The organism is Agromyces sp. H66 (assembly GCF_004959775.1).
GTDB lineage: Bacteria > Actinomycetota > Actinomycetes > Actinomycetales > Microbacteriaceae > Agromyces.
The window spans coordinates 66338-79824 of record NZ_SJZG01000016.1; the positions used below are offsets into that span (position 1 = coordinate 66338).

At 71.3% G+C, this 13487-nt stretch carries 15 protein-coding genes; 4 read left to right on the forward strand and 11 right to left on the reverse strand.

Translation table 11 applies throughout. The features are described 5' to 3' along the window. Positions 1-39 precede the first annotated feature (39 nt). From EZM51_RS19045 to EZM51_RS19085, 9 genes are all read right to left on the reverse strand, one after another. Complete coding sequence (locus EZM51_RS19045; protein WP_136709889.1) at positions 40-279, reverse strand: hypothetical protein; 240 nt, start codon at positions 277-279, stop codon at positions 40-42. 3 nt (positions 280-282) lie between these two features. Further along, the gene (locus EZM51_RS19050) at positions 283-783 is read right to left on the reverse strand and encodes a CinA family protein (protein WP_248305744.1); all 501 of its coding nucleotides are present in this window, start codon (positions 781-783) and stop codon (positions 283-285) included. Position 784: 1 nt separating this feature from the next. Further along, complete coding sequence (gene pgsA / locus EZM51_RS19055) at positions 785-1393, reverse strand: CDP-diacylglycerol--glycerol-3-phosphate 3-phosphatidyltransferase (protein ID WP_136709890.1); 609 nt, start codon at positions 1391-1393, stop codon at positions 785-787. A gap of 57 nt (positions 1394-1450) precedes the next feature. After that, positions 1451-4303 carry a DNA translocase FtsK gene (locus tag EZM51_RS19060; protein ID WP_136709891.1) on the reverse strand — a complete coding sequence of 951 codons (2853 nt, stop codon included), beginning with the start codon at positions 4301-4303 and terminating at the stop codon, positions 1451-1453. A gap of 92 nt (positions 4304-4395) precedes the next feature. Then, positions 4396-6072, reverse strand: a complete 1677-nt coding sequence (locus tag EZM51_RS19065) for a ribonuclease J (RefSeq protein WP_136709892.1) — start codon at positions 6070-6072, stop codon at positions 4396-4398. An 87-nt stretch (positions 6073-6159) separates the two neighbouring features. Then, complete coding sequence (dapA, locus tag EZM51_RS19070; RefSeq protein WP_136709893.1) at positions 6160-7134, reverse strand: 4-hydroxy-tetrahydrodipicolinate synthase; 975 nt, start codon at positions 7132-7134, stop codon at positions 6160-6162. A gap of 176 nt (positions 7135-7310) precedes the next feature. Beyond that, positions 7311-8195 carry a type IV toxin-antitoxin system AbiEi family antitoxin domain-containing protein gene (locus tag EZM51_RS19075; protein ID WP_169053990.1) on the reverse strand — a complete coding sequence of 295 codons (885 nt, stop codon included), beginning with the start codon at positions 8193-8195 and terminating at the stop codon, positions 7311-7313. Between the two features lie 244 nt (positions 8196-8439). After that, entirely contained in the window at positions 8440-8991 is a 552-nt protein-coding gene (locus tag EZM51_RS19080; protein WP_136709894.1) for a dihydrofolate reductase, read from the reverse strand. Beyond that, positions 8988-9797 carry a thymidylate synthase gene (locus tag EZM51_RS19085; protein ID WP_136709895.1) on the reverse strand — a complete coding sequence of 270 codons (810 nt, stop codon included), beginning with the start codon at positions 9795-9797 and terminating at the stop codon, positions 8988-8990. Before EZM51_RS19085 ends, EZM51_RS19080 begins: the two co-directional genes overlap by 4 nt. A 115-nt stretch (positions 9798-9912) precedes the next feature. Between EZM51_RS19085 and EZM51_RS19090 the strand changes: the two genes are divergently transcribed. The 4 genes from EZM51_RS19090 to EZM51_RS19105 are packed head-to-tail and all read left to right on the forward strand — an operon-like array spanning position 9913 to position 12224. Then, complete coding sequence (locus EZM51_RS19090) at positions 9913-10368, forward strand: thioredoxin domain-containing protein (protein ID WP_136709896.1); 456 nt, start codon at positions 9913-9915, stop codon at positions 10366-10368. Next, positions 10355-10813: a DUF4395 domain-containing protein gene (locus EZM51_RS19095; RefSeq protein WP_136709897.1), complete on the forward strand. Its 459-nt coding sequence runs from the start codon at positions 10355-10357 to the stop codon at positions 10811-10813. The genes EZM51_RS19090 and EZM51_RS19095 overlap by 14 nt, the downstream gene beginning before the upstream one ends. 57 nt (positions 10814-10870) lie before the next feature. Continuing rightward, positions 10871-11293 (forward strand): OsmC family peroxiredoxin, encoded by a 423-nt coding sequence (locus EZM51_RS19100; RefSeq protein WP_136709898.1) that lies wholly within the window; start codon positions 10871-10873, stop codon positions 11291-11293. A 1-nt stretch (position 11294) separates the two neighbouring features. Next, the gene (locus EZM51_RS19105) at positions 11295-12224 is read left to right on the forward strand and encodes a TIGR01777 family oxidoreductase (RefSeq protein WP_136709899.1); all 930 of its coding nucleotides are present in this window, start codon (positions 11295-11297) and stop codon (positions 12222-12224) included. On the opposite strand, the gene EZM51_RS19110 is transcribed toward EZM51_RS19105, so the two are convergent. Next, positions 12172-12639 carry a hypothetical protein gene (locus EZM51_RS19110; RefSeq protein WP_136709900.1) on the reverse strand — a complete coding sequence of 156 codons (468 nt, stop codon included), beginning with the start codon at positions 12637-12639 and terminating at the stop codon, positions 12172-12174. The two genes, EZM51_RS19105 and EZM51_RS19110, sit on opposite strands and share 53 nt — an antisense overlap. Beyond that, entirely contained in the window at positions 12636-13397 is a 762-nt protein-coding gene (gene dapB / locus EZM51_RS19115) for a 4-hydroxy-tetrahydrodipicolinate reductase (RefSeq protein WP_349236076.1), read from the reverse strand. Before dapB ends, EZM51_RS19110 begins: the two co-directional genes overlap by 4 nt. Positions 13398-13487 lie beyond the last annotated feature (90 nt).

Sequence of the window (13487 nt, forward strand, 5' to 3'; positions counted from 1 at the left end):
CGCACCGAAGGCCGGTGGGTGCAGGTGCGCACAGCCGGGTCAGCCCGGGCCGGCGGGATGCGCGAGGTCGTAGGCGCGCGAGAGCTTCGCAGGGACGACCATGCGCCACGCGTCGAAGACGAGCTCCCGCGCCTCGGAGGGTTCCAGTGACGCAAGGTCTGCGTGGACCCAGTTGAAACGCAGGTCCGACGCCGATGGCATCCGGAACGTGTGCGGATGGCTCGCGACCAGCGCCGCCAGCTCTTCGCCCAGCGCTCGAACATCCTCGATCACCGCCATGATTCAGAGCCGATCGAGCAGCGCCTCGATCGCGGCGCGCACGGTCGCCGCGCGGATCTCGGACCGATCGCCGGGCAGGTCGAGGGCGATCGCCTCGACGTCCTCGCCGAACGCCACGCCGACGAACACCGTGCCGGCGGGCTTGCCGTCCTGCTCGGTCGGACCGGCGACACCCGTCGTCGCGATGCCGATCTCCGCTGGCCGGCCGTCGACGGCGAGCACCGCGCGCACCCGGTCCGCCATCTGCCTGGCGACCTCGGGATGCACGGCGCCCTCGCGTGCGAGGAGTTCGGCCGACACGCCGAGGAGCGAGCGCTTCACGTCGGTGTCGTACGCGACCACGCCGCCATTGACCACGAGCGAGGCGCCCGGAATCCGGGTCAGCTCGGCGACCACGAGACCGCCGGTGAGCGACTCGGCCACGGCGAGGCGCAGCCCCCGGCGCGTGAGGCGGGCGATGACGTCCGCAGCGGGGTCGGCCGGCTGCGGCATCCGCTCGCCCATGTCAGCCCTCGTGGTGCTCGTGCCGCTCGCGCCCGAGCCGCACGGCGTCGCGCACGTAGAGCAGGCCCGACCAGACCGTGAGGATGACGGCAGCCGTCATCAGGATGCCATTCACCCAGTGGATCCAGTCGCCCACGATCGTCCAGAACGGAAGGAGCGCGAACGAGATGGCGAACGACTGCACGAGGGTCTTCAGCTTGCCGCCCGACGACGCCGGCACAACGTTGCCGCGCCCGAGCTCCCAGAACCGCCAGACCGTGATGCCCACCTCGCGCACGACGATGATGGCCGTCACCCACCACGGCAGCTCGCCGAGGATCGAGAGGCACACGAGGGCGCCGCTCGTGAGCAGCTTGTCGGCGATCGGGTCGAGGAGCTTGCCGAGGTCGGTCACGAGCCCGCGCGATCGCGCGAGGTACCCGTCGAGGCTGTCGGTCGAGATGCCGACGATGAAGACCACGGCGGCCACCCAGCGGAGCCAGCCGTCCTGCCCGGCGTCGGCGAGCAGCATCCAGAAGAAGACTGGGGAGATGAGGATGCGGACGACGGTGATGGCGTTCGGCAGATTCCAGTTCGCCGATCGCTCGGAGCCGCCGGCGGGAGAGGTCATGCGACCAAGGATAGCGGGCACCGAGGCCGCGATCCCGCCCTCGCGGCGCCGGTCGCGTCACTCGCGGCCGGTGAGCCCCCACGCGTCCTCGTCGGACTCCGCCTCGACCTCGGGCAACCCGTGGGTCTGCCGTTCGACGGGGTCGTCGTCGTACCGGTCATCCGCCTCGGGCGTGGCGCTCCGCGCCGGCGGGGCCGCGGGCGAGCCGGCCGGCTCCTCACCGCGCAGGCGCGCGAGCACGCCGGGCAGCTGCTCGGCCGTCACGAGCACGTCGCGCGCCTTCGACCCCTCCGACGGGCCGACGATCTCGCGGGACTCGAGGAGGTCCATGAGCCGGCCCGCCTTCGCGAAGCCCACCCGCAGCTTGCGCTGGAGCATCGACGTCGACCCGAACTGCGTCGACACCACGAGCTCGGCGGCCGCGAGCAGCAGCTCGAGGTCGTCGCCGATGTCCGCGTCGATCTCCTTCTTCGAGGCCGCGGCCGCGACATCCTGCCGGTACTCGGGCCGCGCCTGGCGGGTGACGTGCTTCACGACCCGCTCGATCTCGGCCTCGGTCACCCACGCGCCCTGCACGCGGATCGGCTTCGAGGCGCCCATCGGCAGGAACAGCGCGTCTCCCTGGCCGATGAGCTTGTCGGCGCCGGGCTGATCGAGGATGACGCGGGAGTCGGTGACGCTCGTGACCGCGAACGCGAGGCGGCTCGGTACGTTCGCCTTGATGAGGCCCGTGACGACGTCGACCGACGGCCGCTGCGTCGCGAGCACGAGGTGGATGCCCGAGGCGCGCGCGAGCTGGGTGATGCGCACGATCGAGTCCTCGACGTCGCGCGGCGCGACCATCATGAGGTCGGCGAGCTCGTCGACGACCACGAGCAGGTACGGGTACGGCTTCAGGCGGCGCTCGCTGCCGGCGGGCAGCACGATCTCGTCGTTCACGACGGCCTTGTTGAAGTCGTCGATGTGGCGGAACCCGAACGACGCGAGGTCGTCGTACCGCATGTCCATCTCCTTCACGACCCACTGCAGCGCCTCGGCGGCCTTCTTCGGGTTCGTGATGATGGGCGTGATGAGGTGCGGGACGCCCGCGTACGGCGCGAGCTCGACGCGCTTCGGGTCGATGAGCACCATGCGCACGTCGGCCGGCTTCGCGCGCATGAGCAGGCTCGTGATCATCGAGTTCACGAAGCTCGACTTGCCCGAGCCGGTCGAGCCCGCCACGAGCAAGTGCGGCATCTTCGCGAGGTTCGCCACCACGTAGCCGCCGCCCACGTCCTTGCCGACGCCGATCGTCATGGGGTGCTTCGCGTTCACGGCCGCGCCCGAGCGCAGCACGTCGCCGAGCGTGACCGTCTCGCGGTCGGCGTTGGGGATCTCGACGCCGATCGCGCTCTTGCCCGGGATCGGTGAGAGGATGCGCACCTCGTTCGACGCGACCGCGTAGGCGAGGTTCTTCGACAGCGCCGTGACGCGCTCGACCTTCACCCCGGGCCCGAGCTCGATCTCGTACTGGGTCACGGTGGGGCCTCGCGAGAAGCCCGTGACCTTCGCGTCGACCTGGAACTGGTCGAGCACCGCCGTGATCTGGCGCACGACGTCGTCGTTCACGGCCGACCGGGCCTTCGCGGGCGCGCCGGCCGCGAGCGTCGACGCGGCCGGCAGGTGGTAGGGCCGCTCGGGCTCGGATGCCGCGGCGGCATCGCCGCCCGCGAGGCTCGCGCCCGGCACGCCCGATGGGTCGGACTCGCCGTCGCCCGGACCGTCGAACACCGACAGCACGTTCGCGGCGCCGCCGTCGTCGCCGCGGAGCCCGGTGCCGCCGCGCGGCACGTCGCCCGTGAACCGCTGCAACGCCGTCTCGGCGCGCTCGAGGTCGCCGATCACCTCGGTGCCGTACGAGGTCGCCACGCCCTCGATCGGCGACTCGAAGCTGCCCGCCGCCGAGCCGGCGCCGAACACCTCGGTGATGCCCTCGACGCCGGGCGCCTCGTACGCGGGATCCTCCTCGCGGTTCGACGCGTTCCGCCGCCACCACGGCACGAGGCCGCCGCCCCCTGCGTCGTCGCCCGGCCCGTCGATGCCGTCGAGCTCGGTCTGCACGGACCTGCGGCGGTCGCGCCGAGACGGCTTCGACGTGGCATCCGTCTGCTGCTCGTCGGGTTCGGGCGCCCCGAACAGCCACACGTACAGCTCGCGGAACCGCGCCGGGATGCGGTTCGGGGGCGTCTTCGTGATGATCAACAGCGACAGGGCGAGGAGCACGACGAGGACGGTCGCGGCGCCCACCTCGGTGATCAGCAGGATGAGCGGCTGGGCCAGCATCCAGCCCAGGATGCCGCCCGCGCGCGCGAGTACGGCCATGCCCTCGCGCGGCTCGGGCTGGCCGCCGAACAGGTGGCTGAGTCCCGACACGGCGAGGAGCAGCAGCCCCATGCCGATGCCGATGCGGGTGTTGTCGTGCACCGAACTCGGGTGCCGGAACAGCCACACGGCGAAGAGCAGCATGACCACCGGGAGCGCGAACGCCAGCCGGCCGAAGAGGCCGCCGAAGGTCCACGAGTCCATCGCCTGGGCGATGGGATCGTTGATGAAGAACCACTCGACGACGGCGCCGGCGATGGCCAGCAGCACGATGAAGAACGGCAGGCCGTCGCGGCGTTCCTCCTTCGCGAGCGTCTCGGGGCCGAGCGCGCGGGCCGCGCCGCCGGTGAGGTGCGCGAGGCCCATCCACGCGCGCACGAACAGGCCGGGACGGTCGGATGCCGCGGGCCGGCCTTTCGGCGAGGCCGAGCCCCGCGCCGTGGCCGCGGGCAGTTTCTTCGTGAGGGCCGTCTTCGACGTCGCCTTCGCACCCGTGCCGCGGGCGGGCGTGCCCGAGGCACGCCCGTTCGACCTGGTGCGCGTAGCCATGCCCTCCACGTTACGGCCGACCGCGGACGCATGCCGACAGGACGCGGCGAGTGTCCGCGATCAGGCGAGGTCGCGGGCTGCGAGTCCGGGGCCTACGCCTCGATGACGAGCGGCACGAGCATCGGGCGACGGCGCAGTCGGCGGTTCACCCAGGTGCCGACCGTGCGGCGCACGATCTGCTGCAGCCCGTGCTGGTCGCGGACCCCGTTCTGCGCCGCTTCCTTGAGGGCGGCCGAGATCTTCGGCTTCACCTCCTCGAAGACGGCGTCGTCCTCGGCGAAGCCTCGCGCGTGGATCTCGGGCCCGACGATGATGCGGCCCGTCGAGGCATCCACGACGATGATCACCGAGATGAAGCCCTCCTCGCCGAGGATGCGACGATCCTTGAGGTCGGCGTCGGTGATCTCGCCGACCGTCGAGCCGTCGACGTACACGAATCCGAGGTCGAGCTGGCCGACCACGCGCACCTCTCCGTCGCGAAGGTCGTATACCGTGCCGTTCTCGCCGATGAAGGTGTTGCGCTCGGGGATGCCCGTGTCCTGGGCGAGCGTCGCGTTCGCGAAGAGATGCCGGTACTCGCCGTGCATCGGGATCACGTTCTTCGGCTTCAGGATGTTGTAGGCGTACAGCAACTCGCCCGCCGCCGCGTGGCCCGAGACGTGCACCTTGGCGTTGCCCTTGTGCACGACGTTGGCGCCGAGCTTCGTGAGCCCGTCGATCACGCGATAGACCGCGTTCTCGTTGCCCGGGATGAGGCTCGAGGCGAGGATCACGGTGTCGCCGTCGCCGATCTCGATCTGGTGATCGCGGTTCGCCATGCGGCTGAGCACGGCCATCGGCTCGCCCTGCGATCCCGTCGACATGTAGACGATCCGGTCGTCGGGCAGGTCGCCCGCCTTCTTGAAGTCGATGAGCACGCCCTCGGGCACCTCGAGGTAGCCGAGTTCCGCCGCGATGGTCATGTTGCGCACCATGCTGCGACCGATGAGCGCGACCCTCCGGCCGTTCTGGTGGGCGGCGTGCATCACTTGCTGCACGCGGTGCACGTGGCTGGAGAAGCTCGCCACGATCACCCGACGAGGGGCACGCGCGATGACCTCGTCGAGCACGGGACCGATCGATCGCTCGAGGGGCGTGAAGCCCGGGACATCCGCGTTGGTGGAATCGACCATGAAGAGGTCGACGCCCTCCTCGCCGAGGCGCGCGAACTCGCGCAGGTCGGTGAGTCGCCCGTCGAGCGGGAGCTGGTCCATCTTGAAGTCGCCGGTCGCGAGCACGGTGCCCGCACGGGTCTTGATCGCCACGGCGAGCGCGTCGGGGATCGAGTGGTTCACGGCGATGAACTCGAGGTCGAACGGGCCGATGCGCTCACGCTGGCCCTCGGTGACGGTGAGGCTGTACGGCTGGATGCGGTGCTCCTTGAGCTTCGCCTCGACGAGGGCGAGCGTCAGCGTGGAGCCGATCAGGGGGATGTCGGAACGCAGGCGCAGCAGGTACGGCACCGAGCCGATGTGGTCCTCGTGGCCGTGCGTCAGCACGACGCCGACGATGTCGTCGAGGCGCTCGCGCAGGAACCCGAAGTCGGGCAGGATCAGGTCGACGCCCGGCTGGTGCTCCTCGGGGAAGAGCACGCCGCAGTCGACGATGAGGATCTTGCCGTCGATCTCGAAGCTCGTCATGTTGCGGCCGACCTCGCCGAGGCCGCCGATGGGGATGACGCGGAGCGTCCCGGGTTCGAGCGGAGCGGGATCGATGACGACGTCGGGCATGGGCCCTCCTCACGTTGCGGTGTTCAGTTCGTGCGGGCCCTCGGGCCTCGCGGATGTCTCGTGGTGGTGCGGTCGCGCCGTCGCGCCTCAGCGCGTGGTGCCCGCGATCTTCGGCAGCGCGCCGCCGGCGGCGGCGTTGCGGTCGGGGCGGAAGTAGTGGAAGTCGACGCCGGGGATGCCCTGCACGAGGTCGATCTCGTCCTCGATGAGCGCGGCCTCCCACTCCTCGGGGCCGACGAGGGGCAGGCGCACGCGAGGGCTGTCGATGCGGCCGAGCCCGTGCAGGATGTACTTCGCCGCGACCGTGCCCGGCACGTGGGTCATGACGGCGCGCACGAGCGGCTCGAGGCGTTGGTGCTCGGCCGTCGCGGCCGTGAGATCGCCGCGATTCACGGCATCGACCATCGTGCGGTACGGGGCGGGCGCGATGTTCGCGGTGACGCCGATGAGGCCGGTCGCGCCGATCGACAGGTGCGGCAGCACGTTCGCGTCGTCGCCCGAGAAGTACATCAGGTCGGTCTGGTTGAGCACCCGGCTCACCTCGGAGAAGTCGCCCTTCGCGTCCTTGATGGCGAGGATGTTCGGATGCTTCGCGAGGCGCAGGATGGTCTCGTACCTGATCGGCACGCCGGTGCGGCCCGGGATGTCGTACAGGATGACCGGCAGGTCGGTGGCGTCGGCCACGAGCCGGAAGTGCGTGAGGATGCCGGCCTGCGTCGGCTTGTTGTAGTACGGAGTGACGATCATGATGCCGTCGGCGCCCGCCTGCGCGGAGTGCTTGTAGAGCTCGATGGCGTGCGCGGTCTCGTTGGAGCCGCCGCCCGTGATGATCTTCGCGCGCCCCGCGGCGACATCCTTGCCGACCTCGACGAGCCTGATCTTCTCGGGGTCGGTGAGCGTCGAGGTCTCGCCCGTGGTGCCGGTGACCACGATGCCGTCGGCGCCGGCCTGGATCACGTCGTCGATGTGCTTCTCGACCCCTGGCCAATCGACCTCGCCGTCCGCCGTCATCGGCGTGACGAGCGCGACGAGCACCTGTCCGAAGGGGTTTTCCTGAGCCACGCCCTCCAGCGTATCGGTTCGAGCGACGGCCGCGGCGCGCGCGGGCCCCCGCCCATTTCTGCGGATATACGATCCGCCACCCCGCGTTCGACGGTGTCACGCCGGTGTGGCGGATCGTATATCCGCTGTTTCGTACGCCACGCGTCGGCAGCTCCGCGATCGGCGAAGCGATGCCGTCAGGCGGAGCGGAGTCGCTCCGCCCACGGGTCGAGATGCAGTCCCCGCGCCAGCTTCGCCAGAATGGCCGCCTCGACGACCGGCCAATCATGCACGACCATCTCGTAGTCGAACCGGAGGGTGTCGAATCCATGGCCGGCGGCGACCGCGTCGCGCAGCAGGTCCTTGCGGCGGTTCTCGAGGCCTTCGTGTCCGAGCCCGCCGTCGACTTCGAGGATGAGCCGGTCGCCGAGCACGAAATCGACGCGGCCCACCCCGGGGACCTCGACCTGCGTGTGGAGCGAGATCCCGAGTCGGTGCAACCGCACTCTGAGCAGGGACTCCAACCCGCTCTCGGAATCCGTGCGTGCGAGATCCACGAGCCATCGCGCCGACTCCGTGATCCGCTCACGCAACTCCGCTCGACCCTCCGCACTGAGCACTCCCTGGTGGAGTGCAGACTCCAGCGTGGCGAAGAACGCGTCCTCGCCGTGGCATCCGCGAATCTGCAGGAGGGCGTCGACGAGCGACACCTCGGTCGAGTCGAACTGCAGCGCGTTCCAGTGCTGAATGCACGTGCAGTCATCATGCGGATGCGAGTGCCCGTTCGGCGGCAGTGAGACGTGCACGACCTGATCGATCGGCAGCACCCAGAGCCCGCGTGACCGCGCCACCGACACGCAAGCGAGCACGCCACCGTGTCGGAGGGCGATCCGCACTGGACCAGGGAGGCCGGGATCCGCATAGAGGCCCGAACGAACGCGCAGGATCCGCCCGGCCGCGACGGCTCGCCGCACCGAACGGGCATCGACGCCATGGGTCGCGAACTCGCCCGCGCGGATCACGCCGCCGCGGCCGCTGCAGATCGCCGCGACGTCGTCGGGAGTCCACCGCACGCTGCGCACGCGGCCATGCTGTGCCGCCCGAACGAGCAGTCGGCGAGCGCGGGTCGAACTGTGCGACCTCGCCCCGCTCGGCCACCTGTCGAGGACGAGTCATCCGCCCGTTTCTGCGGATATACGATCGGGCACGCCGCCTTCCGGCCCTGACCCTCGGCGCGCCCGATCGGATATCCGCAGAGTGGTGCAGTGAGCGGATGGGTGCACCGCCACAGGGCGCGGCCGGCGGCCGGGCCGGGCCGGACGCGGGTCAGGCGCGATCGCAGCGGAGGAAGCGGTAGCGGATGCCGCTCGTCGACGTGTGCCAGCCCTCGGCGGGGTCGACGTCGGCGACCTGCCAGGAGCCGTCCATCTCGGGGCCGAAGGTGTCGCCGTCGACCGTGAGATCGAGCTCGGTGACCTCGAGCCGGTCGGCGCGATCCATGACCGCGGAGAAGACCTCGGCGCCGCCGATCACCCAGATGGTCTGCGCCGGGGAGGCATCGGATGCCGCGAGCGCGAGCGCCTCGTCGACCGATCCGGCGGCCTCGGCGCCCTCCGCCGACCAGTCGGGCTGCCGCGTCACCACGATGTTCCGCCGCCCGGGCAGCGGCCGGAACCGCTCCGGAAGCGATTCCCAGGTCTTGCGGCCCATGACGACGGGCGAGCCGCCGGTGAGCTCCTTGAAGTGCGCGAGATCCTCGGGCACGTGCCACGGCATGCCGCCGCCCGCGCCGATCACGCCGCCGCGCGCCTCGGCCCAGATCAGCCCGATCTCGGGCCCCGAGGCATCCGCAGGGCTCGAGGCATCCGCGCCGCTCATACGGCGACGGCCGCGCGGATCGCCGGGTGGTGCCGGTAGCCCTCGACGACGAAGTCCTCGAAGGCGTAGTCGAGGATCGAGTCGGGTCGTCGGGCGAATCGCAGCGTCGGCGCGGGATACGGCGAACGCGACAGCTGCTCGGTCACCTGCTCGACGTGGTTGTCGTAGATGTGGCAGTCGCCGCCGGTCCAGACGAAGTCGCCGACCTCGAGCCCGGTCTGCTGGGCGACCATGTGGGTGAGCAGCGCGTATGAGGCGATGTTGAACGGCACGCCGAGGAAGAGGTCGGCGCTGCGCTGGTACAGCTGGCACGACAGGCGCCCGTCGGCGACGTAGAACTGGAAGAACGCGTGGCACGGCGCGAGCGCCATGCGCGGGATGTCGGCCGGGTTCCAGGCCGAGACGATGAGGCGGCGCGAATCGGGGTTGTGCCGGATCTCGTCGACGACCTGCGAGATCTGGTCGATGGTCTCGCCCGACGGCGTCGGCCAGGAGCGCCACTGCACGCCGTAGACGGGACCGAGCTCGCCCGAGGCATCCGCCCACTCGTCCCAGATGGTGACGCCGTGCTCCTGCAGCCAGCGCACGTTCGACTCGCCGCGCAGGAACCAGAGCAGCTCGTACGCGATCGACGGGAAGTGCACGCGCTTCGTGGTGACGAGCGGGAAGCCCTGCGAGAGGTCGAACCGCAACTGGCGTCCGAAGACGCTGCGCGTGCCGGTGCCCGTGCGGTCGGACTTGGGGGTGCCGTGCTCGAGCACGTCGCGCAGGAGGTCCTCGTAGGGCGTGGGAATCGTCTCGGCCATCGCGACGATGCTACCCGCGCGAGGCGCCGGCCGGGCGGATGCCTCGGGCGCGCCGCGCACGTCACGCACCGTCACACGCGGCGGGCGCCGACGCGACGCGACGTAGCATCACGGCATGGACTGGCTCCCTGCGATCACCGCGGGCCTCGGCCTGCCCGCCGTCGCAACGGCGATCGGCCTGGCCTGGCGCGCCCGCACCGGCCGCCTGCGCGAGACGCCCGCCGGCGACGACCGCGGCGACACGGATGCCGCGGCGCTCGAGCTCGGCCCCGACGCCCTCGGCTCGGCGGCGACGCTCGTGCAGTTCTCGACGGTGTGCTGCAGCCGGTGTCCCGGCACCGCCCGGCAGCTCGCGGGCGTCGCGGCGCGCTACGACGGGGTGCGGCACGTCGAGGTCGACGTCACGCACCGCGCCGACCTCGCCGACCGGTTCCGCGTGCTGCAGACGCCGACGACCCTCATCCTCGACGCCCGGGGACGTGCCAGCGCCCGCATCGGCGGCGTCCCGCGCCTCGACGCGGTGCACGACCACCTCGACCGACTCACCCGGAGGACCCATGTCGCATCCTGAACCCGCCGGGATCGACCCCCGCGCGCCTCGTTTCACGGCCGCCGGCACGGCGGTGCTCCTGCTGGTCGCGGTCGTGCTCGGCGTGGGCAGCGCCGACGTCGCCGCCTGGCTCCTGCTCACGGCGATCTGCCTCGTCTTCGGATGGAGTGCCGTCGCCGGCGTCCGCCGGAACCCGCTCTCGGTCGTCTTCCGCACGTTCGTGCGTCCGCGGCTGCGCCCGCCGACCGAGCTCGAGGACCCGCGTCCGCCGACCTTCGCGCAGGGGGTGGGATTCGCGGTCACGGTGGTGGGCGTCGTCCTGGGCGCGCTGGGCGTCGCCGCGGCGGTGCCGATCGCGGCGGCCGCGGCGTTCCTCGCGGCGTTCCTGAACGCCGTGTTCGGGTACTGCCTCGGATGCCAGCTGTACCTGCTGCTCGTGCGTGCACGCGTCATCCCCAGGACCTGACCGCGGCGGCATCCTCCCGGCTAGGCTGGTGATCCGGCTCGAGGAGGAGGATCACCCATGGCACTCACCAGCGAAGCGACGACCATCTGGAGGGGGACGCTCTTCGAAGGGTCGGGCGACCTGACCCTCGACTCCTCGGGACTCGCAACGTATCCCGTGAACTGGAAGGCCCGGTCCGAGGGCGTCGCGAACACGACGAACCCCGAGGAGATGCTCGCGGCGGCGCATTCGTCGTGCTTCTCGATGGCGCTCTCGCTCGCGCTCGCGCAGGCCGGCCACCCCGCCGAGAGCATCCAGACGACCGCGGCGGTGACCTTCGAGGCCGGCAAGGGCGTGCTCGGCAGCCACCTGCTGGTGAGCGCCCGCGTCCCGGGCATCACCGAGGAGGAGTTCGAGGCGTTCGCCGACGGCGCCAAGGAGAACTGCCCCATCTCGCAGGCCCTCGCCATCCCGATCACGATCGAAGCCGAGCTCGCCTGACGTGCGGGTGCTCATCGCCGGCGCGTCCGGCTTCATCGGGACCGCGCTCGTCGAACGACTCACGGCCGAAGGCCATGAGGTGGTGCGACTCGTGCGCCGCCGCGCGCAGGGACCCGAGGAGGCCTCGTGGTCGCCCGGCTCGGGCATCATCGACTTCACGGTCATGGACCGGGTCGACGCGGTCGTGAACCTCTCGGGCGCGTCGCTCTCGCGGCTGCCGTGGACGAAGCGCTACCGCGGCGAGATCATCGACTCGCGGGTCACCGCGACGCGCACCCTCACCGACGCCATGCGCAAGGCGAAACGCCCGCCGCCCGTGTTCCTCAGCGGGTCGGCGGTGGGCTTCTACGGCGATCGTCCGGGCGAGCTGCTCACCGAGTTCTCCACCGCCGGCACCGGCTTCCTCCCCGAGGTCGTGCAGCGCTGGGAGACGGCGGCGGCCCTCGCCCCGCACGAGACCCGCACCGCCCTCCTGCGCACCGGTATCGTCGTCGGCCACGGCGGGGCGTTGCAGGTGGTCAGCACGCTCACCCGCCTCGGGCTCTCGACCCGACTCGGCACGGGCGGACAGCACTGGCCGTGGATCTCGCTCGACGACGAGGTGGCCGCGATCGTGCACCTGCTCGGGTCCCGGCTCTCGGGCCCCGTGAACCTCGCCGGCCCGACGCCCGCGACCGCCGACCGCGTCATGAACGCGATGGCCGAGCGGATGCATCGGCCGTACACGTTCGCGGTGCCCGAGCGCATCCTCGGGCTCGCCCTCGGGCGCGCGGCCGACGAGCTGCTGCTCTCGAGCCAGAAGGTGCGTCCGCAGCGGCTGATCGACGACGGGTTCCGCTTCACGCACGTGAACGTCGAGTCCGCGCTCGACGCGATGCTCAGTGCTCGGGGCGCTCCGAGTGCCCCGAACGCTCCGAGCGCTCCAGCGTGATCGCCCGACGCACGGCGGCACGTGCCCGGCGGCGGTCGCCCGCCGCGTCGTAGGCAAGGCCGAGGCGCAACCACGCTCGCCACGATTCGGGCTCGGCCTCGGCCGCGGACCGGAACCCGGGGAATGCGACATCCGCCGCCGCCCGCTCGGGACGTCCGCTCGGGGTCAGGGGAATACCGAGTTCGAGCCCGCCCTCCGCCTCGAGTCGGCGCACGAGCGCCTGCGAGCGGACCCCGAACATGAGTTCGCGCCAGAGGGCCCACGCCGCGATGAGCGGCAGCACGATGAGCGCCAGGCCCATGGCGATCGCGACGGGCTCGCCGGTGGCGAGGAACTGCACGGCCCGCCAGCCCACGAGCGCGATGTAGAGCGCGAGCAGCACCGCCATCAGGATGGCCCCGGCCCTGGCGCTCATGCGGCGGAGCCGGGAATTCCCAGGTCGAGCAGCGCGTCGAGCCCGACGACGACGCCGGTCGACTCGGGCGCCCGGCGGAGGGCGAGGAGGATGCCCTGTTCGTACGCGGACTGGGAGCCCGTGGAGTGCGAGATCGTGAGCGTCTCGCCCTCGCCGCCCATGATCACGCGCTGCTCGGCGCTGATGCCCGAGAGCCGCAGGCTGTGCACGGGCACCCCCGACACCAGCTGGCCCCTGGCCCGCTGGTCGGCGTGCGGAGCGGCCACGGGTCCCGCGTCGCCGCGCGCCTCGCCGATGAGCTCGGCCGTGCGCACGGCGGTGCCGGACGGCGAGTCGACCTTGCCGGCGTGGTGCGCCTCGACGATCTCGATCGAGTCGAAGAACGGCGCGGCGAGCGCGGCGAAGGCGGTGCCCAGCACGCTGCCGATCGAGAAGTTGGGGACGAACAGCACGGGCCCGGCGTCGTCGTGCCCGCGCACGAACTGGGATATCTCGGCGACGCGCTCGCTCGACCAGCCCGAGGTGCCGACGACGATCGGGATGCCGGAACCGGTCGCGAACTCGACGATGGCGGCGCTGGCGGCCGGGTGGGTGACGTCGAGCACGACATCCGCGCCGAGCATCTCGTCGAGGCTCGACCGGGAGTTGAGCGCGGCATGCAGCTCGAGGTCGTCGGCCTCGCCGATGAGCCGAATCGCCAACCGTCCCATCCTGCCCGTGGCTCCGGCCACGGCGACCCGTATCGTCACCCGCCTCACACTAGCAAGGCGAGCCCGAGGTGCCGATTCCGATGCCGGAGCGGATCTAGGTGTACTGACCTCGACCGTTGTTGATTCGGTCGATGGGTG

Excerpts from the sequence above, each read along its gene's own strand:
- EZM51_RS19045 (WP_136709889.1), bottom strand. The coding sequence starts at position 279 with ATGGCGGTGATCGAGGATGTTCGAGCGCTGGGCGAAGAGCTGGCGGCG.
- EZM51_RS19050 (WP_248305744.1), bottom strand. The coding sequence starts at position 783 with ATGGGCGAGCGGATGCCGCAGCCGGCCGACCCCGCTGCGGACGTCATC.
- pgsA (WP_136709890.1), bottom strand. The coding sequence starts at position 1,393 with ATGACCTCTCCCGCCGGCGGCTCCGAGCGATCGGCGAACTGGAATCTG.
- EZM51_RS19060 (WP_136709891.1), bottom strand. The coding sequence starts at position 4,303 with ATGGCTACGCGCACCAGGTCGAACGGGCGTGCCTCGGGCACGCCCGCC.
- EZM51_RS19065 (WP_136709892.1), bottom strand. The coding sequence starts at position 6,072 with ATGCCCGACGTCGTCATCGATCCCGCTCCGCTCGAACCCGGGACGCTC.
- EZM51_RS19080 (WP_136709894.1), bottom strand. The coding sequence starts at position 8,991 with ATGAGCGGCGCGGATGCCTCGAGCCCTGCGGATGCCTCGGGGCCCGAG.
- EZM51_RS19085 (WP_136709895.1), bottom strand. The coding sequence starts at position 9,797 with ATGGCCGAGACGATTCCCACGCCCTACGAGGACCTCCTGCGCGACGTG.
- EZM51_RS19090 (WP_136709896.1), top strand. The coding sequence starts at position 9,913 with ATGGACTGGCTCCCTGCGATCACCGCGGGCCTCGGCCTGCCCGCCGTC.
- EZM51_RS19095 (WP_136709897.1), top strand. The coding sequence starts at position 10,355 with ATGTCGCATCCTGAACCCGCCGGGATCGACCCCCGCGCGCCTCGTTTC.
- EZM51_RS19100 (WP_136709898.1), top strand. The coding sequence starts at position 10,871 with ATGGCACTCACCAGCGAAGCGACGACCATCTGGAGGGGGACGCTCTTC.
- EZM51_RS19110 (WP_136709900.1), bottom strand. The coding sequence starts at position 12,639 with ATGAGCGCCAGGGCCGGGGCCATCCTGATGGCGGTGCTGCTCGCGCTC.